General features: G+C 41.9%; 17 protein-coding genes and 1 tRNA gene. 15 read left to right on the top strand and 3 right to left on the bottom strand.

The features are described 5' to 3' along the window. The first annotated feature begins 236 nt into the window (after positions 1-236). From G460_RS0111665 to G460_RS0111645, 5 genes are all read left to right on the top strand, one after another. Positions 237-818, top strand: a complete 582-nt coding sequence (locus G460_RS0111665; RefSeq protein WP_026955520.1) for a hypothetical protein — start codon at positions 237-239, stop codon at positions 816-818. Further along, complete coding sequence (locus G460_RS0111660; RefSeq protein ID WP_026955519.1) at positions 815-1,243, top strand: hypothetical protein; 429 nt, start codon at positions 815-817, stop codon at positions 1,241-1,243. The genes G460_RS0111665 and G460_RS0111660 overlap by 4 nt, the downstream gene beginning before the upstream one ends. A 162-nt stretch (positions 1,244-1,405) precedes the next feature. Beyond that, on the top strand, positions 1,406-1,969 hold the full coding sequence (locus G460_RS0111655; protein ID WP_026955518.1) for a hypothetical protein: 564 nt from the start codon (positions 1,406-1,408) through the stop codon (positions 1,967-1,969). Between the two features lie 162 nt (positions 1,970-2,131). Next, the gene (locus G460_RS0111650; RefSeq protein WP_026955517.1) at positions 2,132-2,854 is read left to right on the top strand and encodes an SMI1/KNR4 family protein; all 723 of its coding nucleotides are present in this window, start codon (positions 2,132-2,134) and stop codon (positions 2,852-2,854) included. Positions 2,855-3,047: 193 nt separating this feature from the next. Then, positions 3,048-3,914 carry a hypothetical protein gene (locus G460_RS0111645; protein ID WP_026955516.1) on the top strand — a complete coding sequence of 289 codons (867 nt, stop codon included), beginning with the start codon at positions 3,048-3,050 and terminating at the stop codon, positions 3,912-3,914. Between the two features lie 250 nt (positions 3,915-4,164). Here the strand turns inward: G460_RS0111645 and G460_RS0111640 are convergent, their stop codons facing one another. Further along, positions 4,165-4,965 (bottom strand): endonuclease/exonuclease/phosphatase family protein, encoded by an 801-nt coding sequence (locus tag G460_RS0111640; RefSeq protein ID WP_245578728.1) that lies wholly within the window; start codon positions 4,963-4,965, stop codon positions 4,165-4,167. Positions 4,966-5,073: 108 nt separating this feature from the next. Here G460_RS0111640 and G460_RS0111635 point away from each other — a divergent pair, with 108 nt between their 5' ends. Then, the gene (locus G460_RS0111635; protein WP_026955514.1) at positions 5,074-5,967 is read left to right on the top strand and encodes a flavin reductase family protein; all 894 of its coding nucleotides are present in this window, start codon (positions 5,074-5,076) and stop codon (positions 5,965-5,967) included. 48 nt (positions 5,968-6,015) lie between these two features. Here G460_RS0111635 and G460_RS0111630 read toward each other — a convergent pair whose 3' ends face one another. Next, a complete protein-coding gene (locus G460_RS0111630) occupies positions 6,016-6,627 on the bottom strand; it encodes an outer membrane beta-barrel protein (protein ID WP_026955513.1) in 612 nt (203 codons plus the stop codon). Between the two features lie 99 nt (positions 6,628-6,726). On the opposite strand from G460_RS0111630, the gene G460_RS0111625 reads away from it, so the two are divergent. The 9 genes from G460_RS0111625 (at position 6,727) to G460_RS0111580 (ending at position 19,695) form a co-directional block, all read left to right on the top strand. Continuing rightward, a complete protein-coding gene (locus G460_RS0111625; RefSeq protein WP_026955512.1) occupies positions 6,727-7,443 on the top strand; it encodes an ABC transporter ATP-binding protein in 717 nt (238 codons plus the stop codon). Next, on the top strand, positions 7,436-9,073 hold the full coding sequence (locus G460_RS0111620) for a putative ABC exporter domain-containing protein (protein ID WP_026955511.1): 1,638 nt from the start codon (positions 7,436-7,438) through the stop codon (positions 9,071-9,073). Before G460_RS0111625 ends, G460_RS0111620 begins: the two co-directional genes overlap by 8 nt. 90 nt (positions 9,074-9,163) lie before the next feature. Beyond that, a complete protein-coding gene (locus G460_RS0111615) occupies positions 9,164-10,531 on the top strand; it encodes a cystathionine beta-synthase (protein ID WP_026955510.1) in 1,368 nt (455 codons plus the stop codon). A gap of 12 nt (positions 10,532-10,543) precedes the next feature. Beyond that, entirely contained in the window at positions 10,544-11,209 is a 666-nt protein-coding gene (locus tag G460_RS0111610) for a DUF2189 domain-containing protein (RefSeq protein ID WP_051316026.1), read from the top strand. Positions 11,210-11,500: 291 nt separating this feature from the next. Further along, entirely contained in the window at positions 11,501-11,962 is a 462-nt protein-coding gene (locus G460_RS0111605; protein WP_026955508.1) for a hypothetical protein, read from the top strand. A 491-nt stretch (positions 11,963-12,453) separates the two neighbouring features. Then, positions 12,454-15,519: a SusC/RagA family TonB-linked outer membrane protein gene (locus tag G460_RS0111595; RefSeq protein ID WP_026955507.1), complete on the top strand. Its 3,066-nt coding sequence runs from the start codon at positions 12,454-12,456 to the stop codon at positions 15,517-15,519. 18 nt (positions 15,520-15,537) lie between these two features. Next, complete coding sequence (locus G460_RS0111590) at positions 15,538-16,974, top strand: RagB/SusD family nutrient uptake outer membrane protein (protein ID WP_026955506.1); 1,437 nt, start codon at positions 15,538-15,540, stop codon at positions 16,972-16,974. 265 nt (positions 16,975-17,239) lie between these two features. After that, on the top strand, positions 17,240-18,997 hold the full coding sequence (rpsA, locus tag G460_RS0111585) for a 30S ribosomal protein S1 (RefSeq protein ID WP_026955505.1): 1,758 nt from the start codon (positions 17,240-17,242) through the stop codon (positions 18,995-18,997). Between the two features lie 119 nt (positions 18,998-19,116). Then, the gene (locus tag G460_RS0111580) at positions 19,117-19,695 is read left to right on the top strand and encodes an outer membrane beta-barrel protein (protein WP_026955504.1); all 579 of its coding nucleotides are present in this window, start codon (positions 19,117-19,119) and stop codon (positions 19,693-19,695) included. Between the two features lie 233 nt (positions 19,696-19,928). Here G460_RS0111580 and G460_RS0111575 read toward each other — a convergent pair. Next, positions 19,929-20,002, bottom strand: a tRNA-Cys gene (locus tag G460_RS0111575). Positions 20,003-20,197 lie beyond the last annotated feature (195 nt).

Here is a 20,197-nt window from a genome sequence, read left to right as displayed (position 1 = left end):
TGTTGAAAAGTCAGAATTACCGATGCAAAATTCCAAGCTAGGGATTACTACTAAATGTCGTAGGTTTTCGCAAGGCTCCTGTTTTCAGGAGCCTTGTTTTATCCTAAAGAAAAGGTTTTCCAGCTTCTCCAGAAGCAGGAATTAAAGAGTGTAAAGGTGTGTTTATCCGCCTGATTTTGGGTGGATAGGTGTTTAAAAGGTGTGTGTATAAATAAGTTGTGCTTCATGCGAAAAAAATGGAAACTAAGGACTACATAACGATAGGAATTGCGATTCTCGGGTGGACTTGGGCGATTATTCAATATTCTCTCAATAGAAGGAATCAAAAGAATGATAAAGCGCTTGAAAAACGGTTTGAAGTTTACAGTTCCTTTTTGAGCAAAATGGACGAGATTAACCAGAACATGCGAACGGACCCCAAAATGATTTACGGTATAACAACTGAATTTATGGGGAGACTTTTAAAAGGAGATGAAGAAGATACAAATCAGGCTTTGCTCGATTTCAATTCAGAACTGATTGACTACACTAAAAAATCTGTCCAGCCAACAATGATTCTGAATCAGGAATTAAACAAATTGAAATTGGTTTGTAGTGATGCATTACTTCCGAAAATAGAAGAGTATAAACGACTTTCTTCGGATTATGTAGATGAATTTCAAATCGTCTTGAATCGTATTTCGACACAGAAGGATATTAATGTAACTGCCAAAGAACTTGAAAACATAGGACATAGTGATCGAATTCTAATGATGACAGAATTATGGCAGTCAATTGAAAGAATGATGAGAGATGAAATAGGATATTATAAAAGATGAAATCTGAGATTAAAATAAAAGTTCTAAATATTGATGAAGGAGATGATACCATTTTTTTCCAAGGATTCTTTAGCAACGGATTCTGCTCAACGACTTTGGAATTTTACGGCTACTCTGATGAATTTCAAAATTTTGCTAATAATCTGACTGAATTCCCCAAATCTACTAAGGACAAAGCAACCTATGAACTTGGGGAAAAAGGAGATAAATGGGCTTACTATCTTTTGATAGAAGCATATTGTATTGAAGTGAATGGACGTTCGGCTTTGAAAATTGAAGCTACTAACAACGGAACAGGACATTCACATCACGAATCAAAATTCGAACTCGAATCGGAACAAGCTTCATTAAACAGACTTGGAAATAGACTAAAGAATTGGAATCCATTGGAAGAAAAATTATTTGAATGGGAACCAAATGAATGAAAAATAAAAAAGCACGAAAGCACAACATCGGCTACAGCAAATGCGGGCTGACTGCTTAAGAATGAAGATATTTTGACTAAACAACATTCGGTAGGCGGACAAGGATTCGGTTTCAAAATCCCGCACTTGCCATAGCCAGGGCGGTTACATGCAATTATAATAATGAAAATACTATGGCTGCTTATATTGATTTCATCCTACTCATGTGTAGTTGAAAAGGCCGTTGAAATGGATACCGTAAATTTTGGTTCTTTTTCTATCGATTTACCGGTTGATTGGAAAGTTAACGAAATAAAAGGTGTTGACTCATATGTAAAAGAAATTGTTACAAGTGATAGTGACACTATATATTTTGACTATGGATATTATTCAGATTCTTTGGAAGAGGAAAGTATAAGAATCTATCCGAGCAGTATGATTCCCTGGTTTATGGAGAGAAAGATTGATACTTCGGGAATAGTATTTTTAAACAAAGAAAAGATTGAAAATTCAGATAGAGAGAAGTACAGAAAACAGAAATTTACTTATGAGATAGTTGATGGATACCAAGCTAAAATAGTCGAGCCTAGGATAATTGGATACGGATTGACCGGAGTATATTTTGATAGTTTAGGAGTAGGTGATATTGGAAACATCAGATTACAAATCTCAGGTCAAGATTTAGATTCCGACAATAACGAACTATTTCTTCAGTCAATTAGAACGATCAAGATAAAAAACAGATAAAAAAAGCATGTAACACAGGGCAAGCAGCATGGCTGGATGATATGCGAATTGAAGTATTAAAGCAAACAAGTAGCCAAAAGGATAACTCGGATGGAAGTTGTTCCAAATTCTCCGCGCAGTTTGCCCCAACCGTTAGGCAATGGCTAAAGAACACGAACAGAAATGACACCGAAACAACAATTAGAATCAATACTTTCAAATCAATACGAATCGGAAGACGGGGATTCCTTTAAAGTTGAATTGTTGGACGGAATGACTGAAAGCGAAATAGAAAGTCTAAAAAAACAGCTTCCAAATAATAATTTACCGGATGAAATCGAAGAATTATTAAGATTCAGTAAAGGTTTTGAATTCTATGGACTTGAAGAAGTCCGATTTGATTCATTCGGTCTTTTCGGATTTGAAGAAATGTTCCCAAATTCAATCCAACTCGCAGGAGATGGATTTGGCAATTTTTGGATTTTAGATATTGACTCAAAAGGAAATTGGAACTCAGTCTATTATGTCTGTCATGACCCAGCTGTAATCGTAAAACACTCTGAAAATTTGAGCGAATTCATTAAACACGTTGACGAGTTTGGACGAATAGGAAATCAATCAAACTTGGACATTATTCACGAAAAGACGGTGATGGAAATTTGGGAAGAAAAAGTCGGAATAATGGAAAATAACAAAATGGACTATGACTTTGAAAATGGACAGATTGAATTACCCGAAATGTTTTTAGTAGCAGACTTAACGAATAAGCCAATAAAAACAGGGTTTCCTTGGGGAAAGTCAGGACCGAATACAAAAATTATTAGACCGACTGACAAACCAATTTGGATTGTTGAAAAACGAGTAAAACAAGGGTTTTTGTCGAAACTTTTCAGTGGTAAGAAATAAAAGCCAGTGTAGTAACTTATATATCAAATTATCAATTCGCGATTCGCGAATCCCGAATGTTTATTACTTCTCTTGAAACAAGATTTAAAGAGTGTAAAAGCTGTGTTTATCCAAATGATTTTGGGTGGTTAGGTGCATAAAAGGTGTGTATATAAATAAGTTGTGCAACATTTAAAATAGACGAAATCTATCAATGGGAACTTGGGGAACAGCAATAAAAAGTAACGACACTTCAAGCGACATTTATGCTGACTTCTTCGAATTATATAACGAAGGACAAGAACCTGCTGATATTTCTAAAAAACTGATTAAGGACAACAAGGGTTTAATCAACAATCCTGACGATTGCAATAACTTTTGGTTCGTTCTTGCCTTAGCCCAATGGGAGACTAAAAGTCTTGAACAAGAACTTTATGAGAAAGTAAAATCAATTATCGAAAGTGGACAAGACTTGGAAGTTTGGCGAGAACTTGACGCTGACGAATCAGAAATTAATAAACGGAAAATAGCACTTGATAAATTTCTTGACAAAATCAGCTCTGATAAGCCAAAAGCAAAGGCAAGGAAAAAGAAGAGATTTAAAGAACCTGTTTTCGACAAAGGAACTTGTTTGACTTTCAAATTGGAGAATGGAAATTATGGTGGTGCAGTCGTATTGGCAGCAGATACCCGAACGAGTTATGGTTATAATCTCATAGTTTCAACAAGGCTAAACCAATCAAATCGACCGACAAAAAAGGATTTTGGAAAATCAAAAGTACTCGTTGCAAGTTTTGGCAATGCAAGTTTTGGCAATTGGAAAAATGAACCAAAAGTAACTTGGTACTTACCAGACCGATTTAAAAAAGAATATTCTGACCTTTTTGAAATAGTTGATAAAATTGAAGTTGATAAAGATTACACCCCAAACGGGACGGAAATTAAAGCGAGCTTTTCAGCAGGTTGGCAACACATTATCGAATCTGTAAACAGTCAGCTTGAATATGAGAAGGATAAAGGAGAAACGAAATCTTTCTCATTGACAGAACTTACGAAAAGAAAGAAATGGTGGAATTTTTAAAAATAAAAAACGGTGCAACATAGCTTATAGTCTATGGCGGGTGAACGGCTACCAGCAAGGTTTTCGCTCTGTTGCTAGGTTTGGTTTCGGTGGTTAGGAAAGTGCTTTGATCCCGATAGCGGGACGCCGCAAATCGAATGCAAACCGTTCCCACCCAAACCATACTAAGTCTTTAAAGTTTCAGAAACACTAAACGATAAAAACAAAAAATCCCCAGTTGGGGATTTTTTGATTATTGAAGATGATCAGATCAAAACTCCACCTCGACCATGACGGGAAAGTGATCGGATGGATATTTTTTGCCATAGTTGTCGGTCAAGATGCCATGGCGGATGACTTGGACAGCACCATGCACAAAAACATGATCGATGATATTATCAGGCATTTTCTCCCAGTCGAAACCAGTGAAAGTTCCAGCTGGACCATAAGCTGGTATTTCGGAAATCAATCGGGCATCTTTCCAGCCAGAAGTATTGGTGATCGTGGTGTAAGCTGCATTCTCGGGAGTGACATTGAAGTCACCCAATAGCAAAACAGGTAGTTCTTCGCTGTTGATCTCAGCGATTTTTTTCAAAACCAATTTGCTGCTTTCCTCTCTAGCCTGCTGGCCGATGTGGTCATAGTGGATGTTGAAAACATAGAATTCCTCATTTTCAGAATCCTTGAACTTGCCATAGGAACAGATTCGGTTGAGAGATGCGTCCCAGCCTTTGCTTGGCTTCTCAGGGGTAGGAGAGAGCCAAAAAGTGCCTTGATCCAGAAGCTTGTATTCTTTTACGTTGTAGAGAATAGCCGTGTATTCGCCTTTTTCGGCCCCATCATCCCGGCCTACGCCGAGATAGTCATAACCCAGTTTTTCGCTGAGTCCCGTGATTTGAGAGTGGAGGCCTTCCTGCGTTCCGATGATTCCGATCTGATGAAACTGAATCAGGGCAGCGACCTGTGGCAATCTATCTTGCCATAAGTTTCCATCATCGCCTGGATTGGCCCAGCGAATATTGAAAGTGGCGATTTGGTGATTTTGAGCTTTGACAGTCAGTATACTGCACATGAAAAAGCTCCAAAAAAAGAGGTGAAAGAGGGTTTTGAAATTCATAGGACTGTGAACAATCTGGTAGTAAATAGATTTTGTTTTAAAATTGAATCTTAAATTCAGAAAATGAAAACCTTTTATCCCAAAGACCTTTCCACGCCCACCTATCATGCCTTGCTCCAGGGAAGTATCGGTCCAAGGCCGATCGCTTTTGCATCCACGATTGATTTAGCGGGGAACGTGAATCTGAGCCCGTTTAGCTTTTTTAATCTATTCAGTACCAATCCAGCCGTTTTGGTGTTTTCTCCATCTCGCAGAGTGCGTGACAATACGACCAAGCATACGCTACAAAATGTCTTGGAGGTGCCGGAAGTGGTGATCCATACGGTGCATCATGGGATGGTGGAGCAGATGTCACTGGCAAGTACTGAGTATGGCAAGGGCGTAAATGAGTTTGAGAAAGCAGGGTTGACGGCGGTCGCATCTGAGATCGTAAAGCCACCGAGAGTAAAGGAGGCTAAGGTTGCTTTTGAGTGCAAGGTGCTGGAGGTAAGGTCCTTAGGTCAAGAGGGTGGGGCCGGAAATCTAGTGATCTGTGAGGTACTAGTAGTTCACCTGGATGAGCATATTTTGGATGAAAATGGCTCAATTGATCCACGCAAAATCGATTTGGTGGCGCGAATGGGGGGTAATTGGTATACCCGTGCCAATGGAGATTCCTTGTTTGAAATACCGAAACCCCTCCGAACTCTCGGGATGGGTATTGATCAGATCCCTGAAGAAATCCGATTCAGTCCGATTTTGACGGGCAACAATCTGGGAAGGCTTGGCAATGTGGAGCAGTTGCCTTCTCCTGAAGAAGTCGAAGCATTTGGCCAAGGTCCAGAAATCATGGAAATGAAAATTCGATTTCAGAATGATCAGCCCAGTTGGCTAGACCATCTCCACCAGCTTGCCAAAGAAGTCTTGGAAGAAGGGGATGTGGAAAAAGCCTGGAAAATTCTTTTGCAAAAACCTTGATGTAAACGTTGCTCAGACGAAGTCCTGAATGATGCTTTAGGCTTTTGCTTAAAGTCCTCTCCAGCGCCCTCCTCCGACATAAAAGCCAAATGTGAAACCAAAATATTGGTTGATCGCTTCACCGATGACCTCTCCATTGGAATTTTGTAAGTCGCTTGGTCCGACGAAATTGTATTCGGCGCCCATTCGGAATTTGCCGAGCTCTATTCCGGCTCTGACCATGGGGGCCCATTTGAAGGAAGCTTCCAAGTCCTCAAAATTATCTGGACCATCAAAATCATCTGAGTTGATCTCTACAGAACTGAGCCCATAGTAGCCGATTCCTGCACCGATAAAGGGTGCGAAATTGCTGCCTCCATTATTGAAATAGTAATCGAAAGTACCCGCCACAGAAAAATTCGCAGACACTTCTCCTTCATAGTCTTCCGTGATGTCGTAGTAAGTGACGTCTTTGGCTAGCCCGGCCGCTCCAAATCTTACCCCCACGTTCATATTGTCAGATACATTGATCTTGGGTTCCAAATTGAGCAATACACCGATGCCTCCGCCTTTGGGGATAGCGGGCCCAAGGTCCATACCCATCCGAAATCTTCCAGATTGCTGCGCAAAAACCGACTGGATCATCAGAAAGGCAACTAACGTAATCAATGTTTTTTTCATAGCTGAGAGGGGTTTAGGTTTTTTCCAAAGAATCAAAAAAGATTCCAATTCTACCAAAATCCCGATTAGAGTGGTAGTTTAGAATCAAAATAGATTTTTATGCTGACAGTATCCAATTTGGTGAAAAGATATGGCAAGCAAAATGCCGTCAATGATATTTCTTTTCATTTAGATGGTGGTGAAGTGGTGGGGCTTCTCGGACCAAATGGAGCCGGAAAGAGCACCACGATGAAATGTATCGTAGGTCTTTTGCGCAAAAGTTCCGGAGAGATCTCGATCGGAGGACATGATCATCTCTCGGTAGAGGCCAAAAAGTTTTTTTCTTACATCCCTGAGACTCCTTATGTGTATGATCTATTGACGATCCGCGAGCATCTGCAATTTATCGCTCAGGCATATGGAGTCAAAGACTGGAAAGCGAGAGGAGATGAGTTGATGGAGATCTATGATTTGGGAGACAAGGCTGACAAACTGGGGCGAGATCTATCGAAAGGAATGAAGCAAAAAGTATCGATTTGCTGTGCGCTTTTGCCTGATCCGGATTTGCTGTTTTTTGACGAACCCATGATCGGGCTAGATCCCAAGGCGATCAAGAATACCAAGCGGCTTTTTAAAGAATTGAAGGAAGCCGGCAAGACGATATTGGTGAGTACACACCTGATCGATAGCGTGGAAAGTATCGCTGATCGTGTGATGATTTTGAAGAATGGAGAAATTCTAGGCAATGATACCATCGGGAATCTGAAGAGACAGTTTGAAGGAGATGCGAATGAAAGTCTGGAGGATATATTCTTAGAGTTGACCAAAGATGAATGAGATCAAGCTGCTTTTTCTCAAGGATCTGTGGATCCTGAAAAACAACATCCTTCTGATCCTCCGCAATCCTCTCCGGCTGATTCCCTATGCAGTGATGGTGGGATATTTTTTCTTGATCTACAGCTTGAGGATGGGAGATCAGGACGATGCGGCGATGGGTCAATTGGATCAGCTTAATGAAAACGGATTGCCCGATGTCAACTTTGCGATGCAAAATCTAGTGGGAGGGCTGACTCTTCTGGCTTTGGTTTTTTTGATTTTTCAATTGTACCGGGCCACCAAGAAAAATGTCAGTTTCTTCAAGATGGCTGATGTGAATATGCTTTTTCCCTCTCCTGTAAAGCCTGAGAATTTGCTGATCTATTACATGGGAAGGTCTATTCTCCCTGCCTTGGGCGGCAGTTTGCTATTTGTTAACTATGGTGCCAGTCAGATGGCAGGTGAGATCGATCTGAGTCCAGTAAATCTGACTTTCATGATTCTCGGCTTTTCGCTGTTTTTCTTTATGATTTCCCCTCTGAAGTTTTTGATCTATACACTCCATACCAAATATGGGGTAGTAGAATATATCAGAAATGGAATTGTGGTTTTGGCACTTGGTCTTTTCTTGATCATAGTGATTCCAGGGCTAATGGCTGAAAAGTTTTGGCAGGGGATGTTTGCCTGGATTTCTTCTCCTTGGTTTGACTTTTTTCCCCTTGTTGGCTGGAGTCGTGCGATCATAGGGTATGTAGGTCATGCCAACTTGATCTTGGCCTTGGCCTTTGTGGGGATATTTGCTTTGGCCTATTATGTGGTGCTGAAACTGGTGCTGGAGACAGCTGGATATTATTATGAGGATGTATTAGAAACGACTCAGTCCAACGAGGAACAACTCCAAAAGGCTAAGGGGAAAAAACAGCAATCAGAAAGTAGTTTTAGCCTCAATAGTAAAAAGCAATTGGCCTTGCCAGATTTTGGCTTGGGGGCCAAAGCATTTTACTGGAGAAGTTATGTGCATTCGAGCAGGCAGGATTTTCATCCATTATTTGGCCTATATAGTATTATCATGGTGGGCTTGGGGATAGTTTTTGCCATCCTGTCCCATTTCGATTGGTTTAGCCACAAGGTTCTTAATGCATATTTATTGCTGTTGATTTGTTTTTACTTCTTGGCAGGAGTGAGTCGGGCTTCTATTGGTGATTTCTCGAAGCCATACTTTTTTCTGATTCCGGCGACATGGGCATCTAAGCTTTGGAATGTCATCAAACTGGACATCCTGCAGATCGAACTGGTGGCCGTAGCATTGATTGTTCCTTCTGTTTTCATTGCTGGTTTGCATTGGGGACTTATCCCGCTTTTTGTCATAGTGATTTTTTTGGTTTATATGATGGGATTGGCACTCAATCTAATTCCAAAAGTAGGTTTGGATGAAGGGTGGGACCGAAAGCTGATCAAACCGGTTTTGAACATCGGTGTTTTCCTTTTTGGGGTCATTCCGGTGCTGATTATCAGTGTGCTGATTTATATTTTGACCAAACAGTTCGTCTGGGCCATGCTGGCGTTTACGATTGGGCATAGTTTTGTTGCAGCCATCATGCTTCATGTACTATTGGATATTTTGAGTAGACTGGAATTCAAAGAGCATTGATTCTGTTCCTTAAAAACTCCATCGAATCTTTCTGATTTCACTTGGAGCCAAATAATTTCATCTATTTTTGAACAACAAAATCTCTCACAAATGATCTACAACTCCATCATAGAAACCATCGGCAATACTCCCATGATTCGCCTGAATAAGCTTTCCAAGGATATCAAAGGGGAAGTATTGGTCAAAGTTGAATATTTCAATCCGGGTAACTCCATGAAAGATCGCATGGCCATCAAGATGGTGGAGGATGCTGAGAAAGCTGGGATTTTGAAGCCAGGAGGTACGATCATCGAAGGGACCAGTGGCAATACCGGGATGGGGTTGGCCTTGGCGGCTGTTGCCAAAGGGTACAAGTGTATCTTTACCATGGCTGATAAGCAATCCAAAGAAAAGATCGATATCCTCAAAGCGGTGGGAGCAGAGGTGATCGTCTGTCCTACCAATGTGTCTCCGGATGATCCCAGATCTTATTATTCGGTAGCGCGGAAGCTGAATCAGGATATTCCCAATTCATTCTATCCAAACCAATACGATAACTTGTCCAATACTGCTGCTCACTATGAAACCACCGGGCCAGAGATTTGGAAGGACACCGAAGGTAAAATCACCCATTATGCAGCTGGAGTAGGTACAGGCGGATCCATGTGTGGTACTGCGACCTATCTGAAAGAGCAGAATCCGGCGATCATTTCCGTTGGGATCGATACGTACGGATCCGTGTTTAAGAAATACAAAGAGACGGGGGTTTTTGATGAAAAGGAAGTTTATCCTTATTTGACCGAGGGGATTGGTGAAGATATCTTGCCTAAAAATGTCAATTTCGACGTTATCGATCACTTCATCAAAGTCACCGATAAAGATGCAGCTGTCATGACCCGTCGATTGGCGAGAGAAGAGGGGTTGTTTGTTGGTTGGTCTTGTGGTTCGGCAGTGCATGGAGCCCTGGAATATGCCCGTGAGCACTTGCAGGAAGGCGATGTGATGGTGATCATTTTACCTGATCATGGCACGAGGTATCTTGGGAAAGTCTACAATGATGACTGGATGCGAAACCATGGCTTCTTGGAGGATAAAACCTATTCGACTGCGAAAGATATTATTTCCAAAAGGCCACTGACATACTCATTGGTATCAGTCAAAAAGAGTGATTCGGTACGTGACGCAATCGGTCTGATGAATAGAACCTCTGTGTCGCAGATCCCTGTGATGGATGGCAATGAAGTCGTAGGTTCTGTGACAGACGCCAAGCTTTTGAGCAAAATCATCGAAAATCCTGATCTCAAAGATGCCGGTGTATCTGAAGTGATGGAGGATTCTATGACTTTTGTGGCCAGAGATAGTACTTTGGATGTCTTGTCATCCATGATCGAGAAAGAAAAAGCGGTTCTTGTCAGAGATGAAAAAGACCAGATTCATATCATTACCAAACACGATATTTTAGAAGCCTTTACCAATTAAGTTTATTCAGTTTTGATCGATCCACGTAAAGCTGAGCGTCTGCTCAATTCGCCGATTTATTTTGATATAGATGCGGCGCTCAAAAGGGGATGGGAGCTATTTAAAGCCGAACCTGTCATTTTGATTGTTTACTTCTTAGTTGTGCTTTTGGTACAGGTGATTCCGACTTTTTATTTGGAAGATTTTGCTGGCTTGATCAGCATCTTGATCAGTCCGCCTTTGATTGCGGGGTTTTATCTTATTGCCAATAAAATCAGTCGGGGAGAAACTGTAGAATTCAAAGACTGCTTTGATGGGTTTAAGTTTTGGTTACCGGTCGTCTCTGTCAATATTATAGTTGGGATTATCACGCTTCTAGGGTTGATCGCACTGATTCTTCCGGGGATTTACCTAGCAGTCGCTTATTCCTTTGCGTTGCCTTTTGTGCTTTTTGGAGGAACGGAGTTTTGGACTTCCATGGAGCTGAGCCGGAAGTTGATCACTAAAATCTGGTGGAGGTTTTTTGCCTTTGCTCTCTTGCTGATGGTCATCAATATTGTGGGCTTGTTATTTCTAGGTGTCGGGCTGCTGGTCTCTGGGGCCGTTAGTTATATGGCCGTGTATGCAGCTTTTGAGGACTTGGCAGGGGATCTTTTGCAGGAGGGAGAAGTAGAAAATCCGCCTGTGGCGAATGATTGAGTTGTAGAATCGAACTCCAATTCTTGGCTGGACTTCAAAAAATCTGGAATGCAGAGAATGGCTTTCTACAGATTGTAGAGCTTATACCCTCAATAGCATCAAAAGGGAAAAGAGATCTATCATTTTTCTTCGATGGGCCATTTGTGATTTTTTGGTCTAAATGGCTGCCAACTAACGAATTTGGCTGTTTTTGCACATTTCTAGAGATTTAGGAAAGCGATTTAGCATCATTATTTCTAAAGTCAGTTTATCTCAAATAGATCGTTTGAGGAGGAATTAAAAACTAGAATGATGAAAAAATCACTGATCGCAATTTGCGCCTTTTTCGCTTTTTCTTTTGCCACACAGGCCCAGTCTACCTATCGGACCGCATTAGGTCTGGGAATTGATTTTGGAGAGGGAGCTACTTTGGTGGGACCATCCATCAAGCATTTCTTCAATGGTCCGCATGCCGGGATGGGAGAATTTACATTTGGCAATCACATCACTTCCTTCACTGCTTTGTATCAGTATCATGGGGACATCTCCAATGCCAACGGGTTGATGTGGTTTGCCGGGATTGGCCCAAGCATTATGTTTGCGGATTCTTATTCCGAGTTTATGCTACGGCCTAATGCGGGATTGGATTATAGAATCACCAATACTCCGCTGACATTTAGCTTTGATTGGAGACCTATTATTTCATTTGAGGAATATTCCGATACGTTTACTCCTGGAAGATTTGGGTTGGGTATCCGGTTTGCGCTGAATTGATCTACAGAAATACGATCTGAATTTCTTGAGTTTGGTGAAAAATCACTAGATTCAAATTCGAAAATTATCCTTTAACTCTTTGCTTGCAAAGCCCCAGTTTCATGTTTTTATGAAATTTGGGGCTTTTTCTTTTCTCTTACCTTTTCTTTTGCAGCCATGCTTCCGGAGGCGGGATTCTATCTACAAAGCTCCCAAAAGGGTTTTTATTATTTGTCTTTTGTAAAATTAAGTTTCTGAATATCAGTTTTTTGGAAAAATAATAGTCCGAAAGGACTAAAATAGTTTAGTCCTGATGCCCTAATTATGTAACTTGTAGGCTTAGTCAAAAGTCAGTTTTCCCCATAAATCATTTTTCAGGAGCTTTTAGGAGAGATGTTTTCTTCTTGTCTTCAGCTGTATGTCAGAATTTTATGCAAGCTGAAAGCAATCAAAATGGAGTGGGGAATGGTCTTTTGAAATCAAGTATTTATCATTTCTTACCTATTTAGCTTATGAAGAAACTAATTACAGTCTTTTCATTTCTTTTGATGGTCAATCTGGCTTTTGCTCAGGATGTGACGATCAAAGGAAAGGTGATCGACGGAGATTCAGGTGAGTCCCTGCCTGGGGCCAATGTCCTGGTGAAAGGGACTGTTCGGGGAACAGTCACCGATGTAGATGGCAACTACACGATCAGTGCCGATCAAAGTGCCACACTAGTGTTCAGTTTTGTCGGATATCAAACCGTCGAAGAAGTAGTCGGCAATCGATCTACGATCGACGTGACTCTTGCAGGGGAGCAATTGGGAGAAGTAGTCGTGGTCGCCTATGGAACTCAGAAAAAGTCTGATTTGACAGGAGCTATCGGGACTTTGGATTCAGAAGATATCGGGAGCCAATCTGTGACGAGTGCAGCCAATGCACTTTCGGGTAGAGTTTCGGGGGTTCAATTGATTCAGGGCTCCGGTCAACCTGGCAATGACAATCCTACGATCCAAATCCGAGGTATTGGTACAGTAAGGACCAGTGCCGGTGCGCAGAGTGATGATTCAGCTCCTTTGGTACTGGTGGATGGAGTCCAGTCGACTCTTAATGACGTTCATCCGAATGATATCGAAAGCTTCTCCGTCTTAAAAGATGCTGCTTCAGCTGCTATTTATGGAGCGAGAGCTGCGAATGGGGTCATTCTCGTGACGACCAAAAGAGGTAGATCCGGCAAAGCCAAAGTTTCCTTTGATTCCTATGTGGCTTTCCAAAGTCCGACGACCACTCCCAAAATGCTTAGTGCCTATGATTTTGCGAGGCTGAAAAATGAAGCTCAAACAAATGTAGGCTTGAATGAACTCTATACAGCAGAGGAGTTGGAGCTTTTTAGAAACGGCGGGGATTCACGGTACTACAGTGGTCCGACCCTATTTGATCAAGGATACGTCAATGGTGCTCCTCTTCAAAATTATTATCTATCAGTAAATGGAGGAACAGAGAGTACAAAGTATTTATTTTCCATAGGGTATCAGAATCAGGAAGGTATCGTGATTGAGACTGACTCCAAACGCTACAATTTCCGATCAAATATAGATACGAAGATTTCAGAAAAAGTAAGAGCTGGATTTAATATCTCCGGGAGTTTAACGGATAGCAATGAGCCAAACTATAGTGGCTATGGCGTAACTCAATTGATTCGAGATATGATTCGTGTCGCTCCTCTCAACCCTATGACATATGAGAATGGATATGTGTCAGCTGGCAATGCGGCTTTGGTAGGGCGAACCAATAATGGCATACACCCTATCGGGATGGCTAAATATGGAGGGAATGACAATACCAAATATTACCGAGCTACCCCAAATGTGTACATGGAAGTAGAACCTGTCAAAGATTTGATTTTTAAAGCTAACGGTTCCGTATATGTACAGGATCGGAAGCAGAGTCAGTTTAGATCTAAAATGACAGTTTCAGATGGCGTGAATGTGTTTTCCTCCAATGGTTTGGGAAGCTATCTAGAAAGCGACCTGCTCAGTACTACCTCTACTTTTGAAATGACAGGGAGATATCATAAGTCATTGGGCAAATCGAATTTGTCCGGATTGGTAGGCTATACCAGCCAGACTTTTCGGCAAGATTACCTGGCAGCATCCAATCAAGGGTACAACAGTGATCTCTTGACTGAGCTGGATGCCGCTACATTGAATCCTAGTGTGGCGGGAAATGCGAGCGAATGGGCTTTGGAATCGCTATTTGGTAGAGTAAACTATGACTATGAGGGGAAATACCTTGCGGAGATGAATGTGCGCTATGATGGTTCTTCTAGATTCGGTGAAAACAACAGGTATGGTGTGTTCCCATCCTTCTCTGTAGGCTGGAATATAGCCAAAGAAGAGTTTTTGAAGGATATGAGTAAGGTCAATGACATGAAATTGAGAGCGAGTTGGGGGCAATTGGGCAATCAAAATATTGGTAACTATTCCAGTATTTCTACCATCAACCTAGACCAGCCTTATGTCTTTGGGAATTCATTGGTCAGTGGTGGAGCAGCAATAGCCATGGCCAATCCAAATGTCAAATGGGAAACAACTGAAACCACGGATATAGGGCTGGATATGGTTCTATTTGACTACAAACTATCCCTTACTGCAGATTATTATAACAGGACTTCCAAAAATGTCTTGTTGAGCCCTCCAATTGCCGCGACACTCGGTAACCTTTCACCTCCAGTCCAAAACCAAGGTCAGGTTCAGAATAGAGGGTATGAGCTTTCTATCAATTATTATGGGATGGCAGGAAGTGATTTTGAATATTCCATCTCTGCCAACTGGTCTCACAATGATAACAAGGTGTTGAGGCTAGACAGTGAGTTTCTATCTGCCAATAAAGTACTCACCAAAGAAGGGTTTCCGATCAATTCATTCTATGGGCACAAGATCATCGGGATTTTTCAGTCTGATGCAGAAGCTCAGGATGTGGATACCTACGGCGTGCAGCCAGCAGGAGCAGCAGCATCGGCAGGCGACTATATCTATGAAGATACGGATGGAAATGGAGTCGTAGATGCAGCAGATCGAGTGATCATCGGCAATCCCAATATCCGCAACACTTTTGGGATGACGTGGACAGCTGATTACAAAGGTTTCAACTTCCGGGTGTTGTTCCAAGGGGTGTTAGGTAGAGACGTGGAAAATGGCGTATATGGAACTGATGGCTTGAGAGGGCTGAGCAATTTGACTGAATTATACCTGGATCGATGGACACCGGAAAATCCAGATACAGACGTGCCTAGAGTGGCTACTAATTATAAGTACAATACCTCTCTATTTGTAGGTCCTTCCATCTCAAGTGCGATTTTGGACGCGTCATATTTGAGAATGAAACACATCGAACTAGGCTATGCTTTCTCCGATGAATTGGTTGAGCAGATAGGGCTTTCAAGGCTGAGAGTATACGTTTCGGGTCAAAATCTGCTGACTCTGACCAAGTTTGTAGATGGGTTTGATCCGGAAGATGCCCAGACATTCAATAATGTCAACGACAGTTACCCTCAGGCCAAATCATTTACGATGGGACTTAATGTTTCATTCTAATCTCAACTTTTGAATAAAATGAAAAAATATATAGGACTATTCATGCTCATTCTAGCAGTAGGGTGTGCTGATTTGGAGCGATATCCGCTCAATTCTATTGGGGCCCCTCAATTTTGGGCCACCAGTGATGATGCTATCTTAGGAGTGAATGGAGTATACAATGTCTTGGCTCACAATCACATGTATCGGGAGTTTATGAAGCATTCGGATGCTATTGCGGACAATGCATATTCGCAGTACTCTTTCAACTATTACTTGGAGATCAGTGAGGGGCGAGGCTTTGATGCATCTAGTGTCTGGCCTAGCAATATCTGGAAGAAATCCTACGAAGGGATTGTTCGTGCCAATGAGGTGATTTTAAATGTGCCGGACATTGATATGGACGAGACCTTGAAGAATAGAATAATTGGAGAAGCTAAGTTTTTACGGGCCTTGTTTTACTTTCATCTGACCAATCTTTACCAGGATGTACCCTTGGTGACAGCTGAGCAGACGATCGAAGAGTCTTTGGTTCCGAGAGATTCTAAAGCCGTGGTTTTGGATCAGATTTTAGAAGACTTGAATGCGGCTGTTTCTGTTTTGCCAGTAACCTATGGTACTGCAGAAACTGGCCGTGCTACCCAAGGAGCTGCATGGGCTCTGATGGCTAGAGTACATCTTTATAATGAAAATTATGCTGAAGCTTTGTCTGCTGCTGACCAAGTCACTGAACTCGGATATGAGTTGCTAGAGACAGAAGATTTTGCCTCCATGTTTTTACCTTCCCTCGAAAACAACAGTTCAGAATCGATCTTTGAAGTACAGTTTTTAGGGAATACAGGTTCCTCTGGAGTAGGTAGCTCATTTAATTCGAGTTCTGGAGCTGTTCCGGCCTTTGGAGCAGGATCCTATCATCCTATTCAGGAGTTTGTAGATTTCTTTGAGGAGGGCGATATCCGTAAGGATGCCACGGTCCTACAAGATGGTCAGGACTTTGCCGGGATTACATTCTCAGGAGTGAGGACCCCCACTGGATTTGCTGTGATCAAAGGAGTGATTCCTGACGAAATGGTAACGGGAGACGGTGATGCCAACTTCGTGGTTCTTCGCTATGCTGAAGTTCTCTTGACTATTGCAGAAGCAGAAAATGAATTGAATGGGCCTACTGCTACTGCTTATGAAGCAGTGAACAAAATCCGAACTCGTGCTGGGTTGGAAAATCTTCCAGAAGGACTTTCTCAGGATGAGTTGCGTGTAGCAATCAAAAGAGAAAGAAGAGTGGAGCTGGCATTTGAAGGGCATCACTATTTTGATCTGTTGAGATATGGTGGTGAAGATTTGAAAGCAGCTATGGAAAGTGTACAAAGTGTGCCTTCTCATGAGCGAGTTTATGACGAAAAACTCTTGCTGTGGCCGGTACCTCAGGCAGAAATCAACATCAATCCCAATCTCTTACCTCAAAATCCGAATTGGTAAGGAGCTGAATTTATAGACTTCAAAGCCCTTCAATTAGTTGGAGGGCTTTTTTGTTGTCTCTAAGAAGATAATTTGGGAAGGAGCTGGAGAAGGATTAAATCTTAGAATTTTTAATGGACTTTTCTAGAAATCACAGAAAATCAGTACCTTTGCAGTCCGTTCGGGTGAGCGGAGTGTTTTAGGGAGTCCTAATTCATTGATTTACAACTAAAAACCTGCAGTCATCTGACCCGACGACTGATGGGAATTCAGGGTCATCACTATTATGTCTAATAATTCAGATTTTAACTGGGAAAACTTCGAAACCAAAGGATTCGGAGAAGGCTATTCCAAAGCGCAACGCGAAGAAATGGCTGCAATGTACGAAGGTACATTGAACGAGATCACTGAGAAAGAAGTGATCAAAGGAACTGTAGTAGGTGTGAACGACAAGGACGTGATCATCAACATCGGTTTCAAATCCGACGGTTTGGTACCATTGAACGAATTTCGTGATTTGGAATCCATCAAGCCTGGTGACGAAGTAGAAGTATTCATCGAAGAGCAGGAGAATGCTTTGGGTCAGTTGATCCTTTCCCGTAAAAAAGCAAAAATCGTTCGTGCTTGGCAGGATATCGAGAGCGCATTTGAAAATGATAGCGTAATCGAAGGTCTTGTGAAGAGAAGAACCAAAGGTGGTTTGATCGTAGATATCTACGGTGTAGAAGCCTTCTTGCCAGGTTCTCAGATCGATGTGAAGCCTATCAGAGATTTCGATATCTATGTAGGTAAGAAAATGGAAGTGAAAGTGGTGAAAATCAACCACGCTAACGATAACGTAGTCGTTTCTCACAAAGTGTTGATCGAGAAAGATCTCGAGAAGCAAAAAGCAGAGATCCTCAACAACCTAGAGAAAGGTCAAGTGTTGGAAGGTGTGATCAAGAACATGACCAATTTCGGTGTATTCATCGACTTGGGTGGTGTAGATGGTCTACTTCACATCACAGACATCTCTTGGGGACGTATCAACCATCCAGAAGAGGTATTGCAGCTTGATCAGAAAGTTCAGATCGTTGTTCTTGACTTTGATGATGACAAGAAGAGAATTTCTTTGGGTATGAAGCAGTTGACTGCTCATCCTTGGGATTCTTTGGCTGGCAACTTGGAAGTTGGATCTAGAGTACAAGGTAAGATCGTAAACGTAGCTGACTACGGTGCGTTCTTGGAATTGGCTCCAGGTGTAGAAGGTTTGATCCACGTATCCGAAATGAGCTGGTCTCAGCACTTGAGAAACCCAGCAGACTTCGTGAAAGTAGGAGACGAAATCGAAGCTGTAGTCTTGACTTTGGACAAAGAAGACAGAAAAATGTCTTTGGGTATCAAACAATTGACCGAAGATCCATGGACCAAAGAAGACATGGGTACCAAGTATGCGGTAGGTTCCAAGCACAGCGGTATTGTGCGTAACTTGACCAACTTCGGCCTATTCCTTGAGTTGGAAGAAGGTATCGACGGATTGGTTCACGTATCTGACCTTTCTTGGACTAAGAAGATCAAGCATCCATCTGAATTCGTGAAAGTAGGAGACGAGCTAGAAGTAGCTGTTTTGGAACTTGACGTAGACAACAGAAGATTGGCACTAGGTCACAAGCAATTGGAAGAAAACCCTTGGGATACTTTCGAAGATGTGTTCCCTGTAGGATCTGTTCATAAGTGTACTGTTGTTTCTAAAAACGACAAAGGTGCAGTTTTGGAACTTCCTTACGGTCTAGAAGGATTTGCTACATCCAAGAATTTGGAGAAAGAAGACGGATCTCAAGTTGAGGTTGGTGAGTCTTTGGACTTCAAAGTAGCTGAATTCTCTAAAGATGATAAGAGAATCGTCATGTCTCATACAGCGATGTTCCGTGAAGAAATCAAGCCAGCTAAAAAAGCTGCTAAGAAGAAGGAAGATACTGCTGACAACTCTCCAGCTGAGAAGTCTACCCTAGGTGATTTGGACGCTTTGGCAGAATTGAAAGAGAAAATGGAAGGAAAGAAGTAATTCTTTTTGAACCATAGAAATAGGAAACGCCGACTGAGAAGTCGGCGTTTTTTTGTTGGTATCGCTTTTTACCTATTTTTCGTCATTATCTTATCAGCACCATTTTAGGCACTATCTATATGAATAAGTATTTCCTGTTTCTGCTTTTTACTATTTTCTCCACCTCGCTCCTTGCTCAGTCTGGCTTCAGACTTGGGTTTCAGGGAGGTGTTTCTAATGCCAGTATCGACCAAGGGGGAGATCTAGTAGGTGGTCCAGGGCTTGATATGGAAGACTTCTCCACGATTGGACTAGTGGTCACGCGATCTTGGAATGAAAAATGGGAGATGACATCCGGGCTTAGCTATTCTGCTGCTACACATATCATCACTCCGGCTCCCGGTTTGGATCTGAACAAACGATTTGAGGAGTTTTCAATGGTTTCTATTCCTGTGCTGGCTTCCTATTCTTTTTTGCCGTTCGCCTTTGTGACAGGGGGACCCATTTTTGATTTTCAGCTTGGTTCTAGTGATTATCTCAGTCAGAGCGGTATTGGCTATCAGCTTGGACTAGGGGGCAAGTATCAGGTCGATAGATTCCGTTTTGCTTTTATTCCTAATTTCAAGCGTCATGGTGCGATTCAATATGAATCCACAAGTCGTAAAAGGAATGTGATGGAATTGGGCCTAAACCTTGAGGTGACTTACCAGATTCGATGAATAAGGCTTAGAGAAGAGGTGATTTACCTCTCTGTGATGAGCTTAGTCGCTCAGAGCGAATACAAAGCTAGGATCACTTCTGTGAAGCCTCATGTCTAAACAAGTCCTCATACCTTGCTTCACTAGAGCGGTTGTGCGTGTGTCTGCGGAAAAGTCTAGCTCTGACCTTGCTTGAAAGTTCTCTCAGAGAAGGGTGGAAACAGAAAAAGCATCCTATTTAGGATGCTTTTCTATGGAGGTCGCGAGCGGATTCGAACCGCTGTACAAGGTTTTGCAGACCTCTGCCTAGCCACTCGGCCACGCGACCATTTCAATTCGGAATGCAAATGTAGGGAAATATGGTTCTCAAGCAAAAATGGAGCAGTGGTTTTTTGCGAGATAGGTGAATATTTTTCGGATAAGCGGACTTTCTACGTGAAAATAAATGTGAGGTTTTTCTTGATTTTTTGATCTGCTTCAAAAAGGAATAAATCAGCTTCTATTTATAAAGATTCTAAATTGA

Source organism: Algoriphagus vanfongensis DSM 17529, from assembly GCF_000429465.1.
Taxonomy (GTDB): Bacteria; Bacteroidota; Bacteroidia; order Cytophagales; family Cyclobacteriaceae; genus Algoriphagus; species Algoriphagus vanfongensis.
Note: the sequence above shows the minus strand (reverse complement) of the source record. Positions and strands in the feature narration are given on the sequence as shown.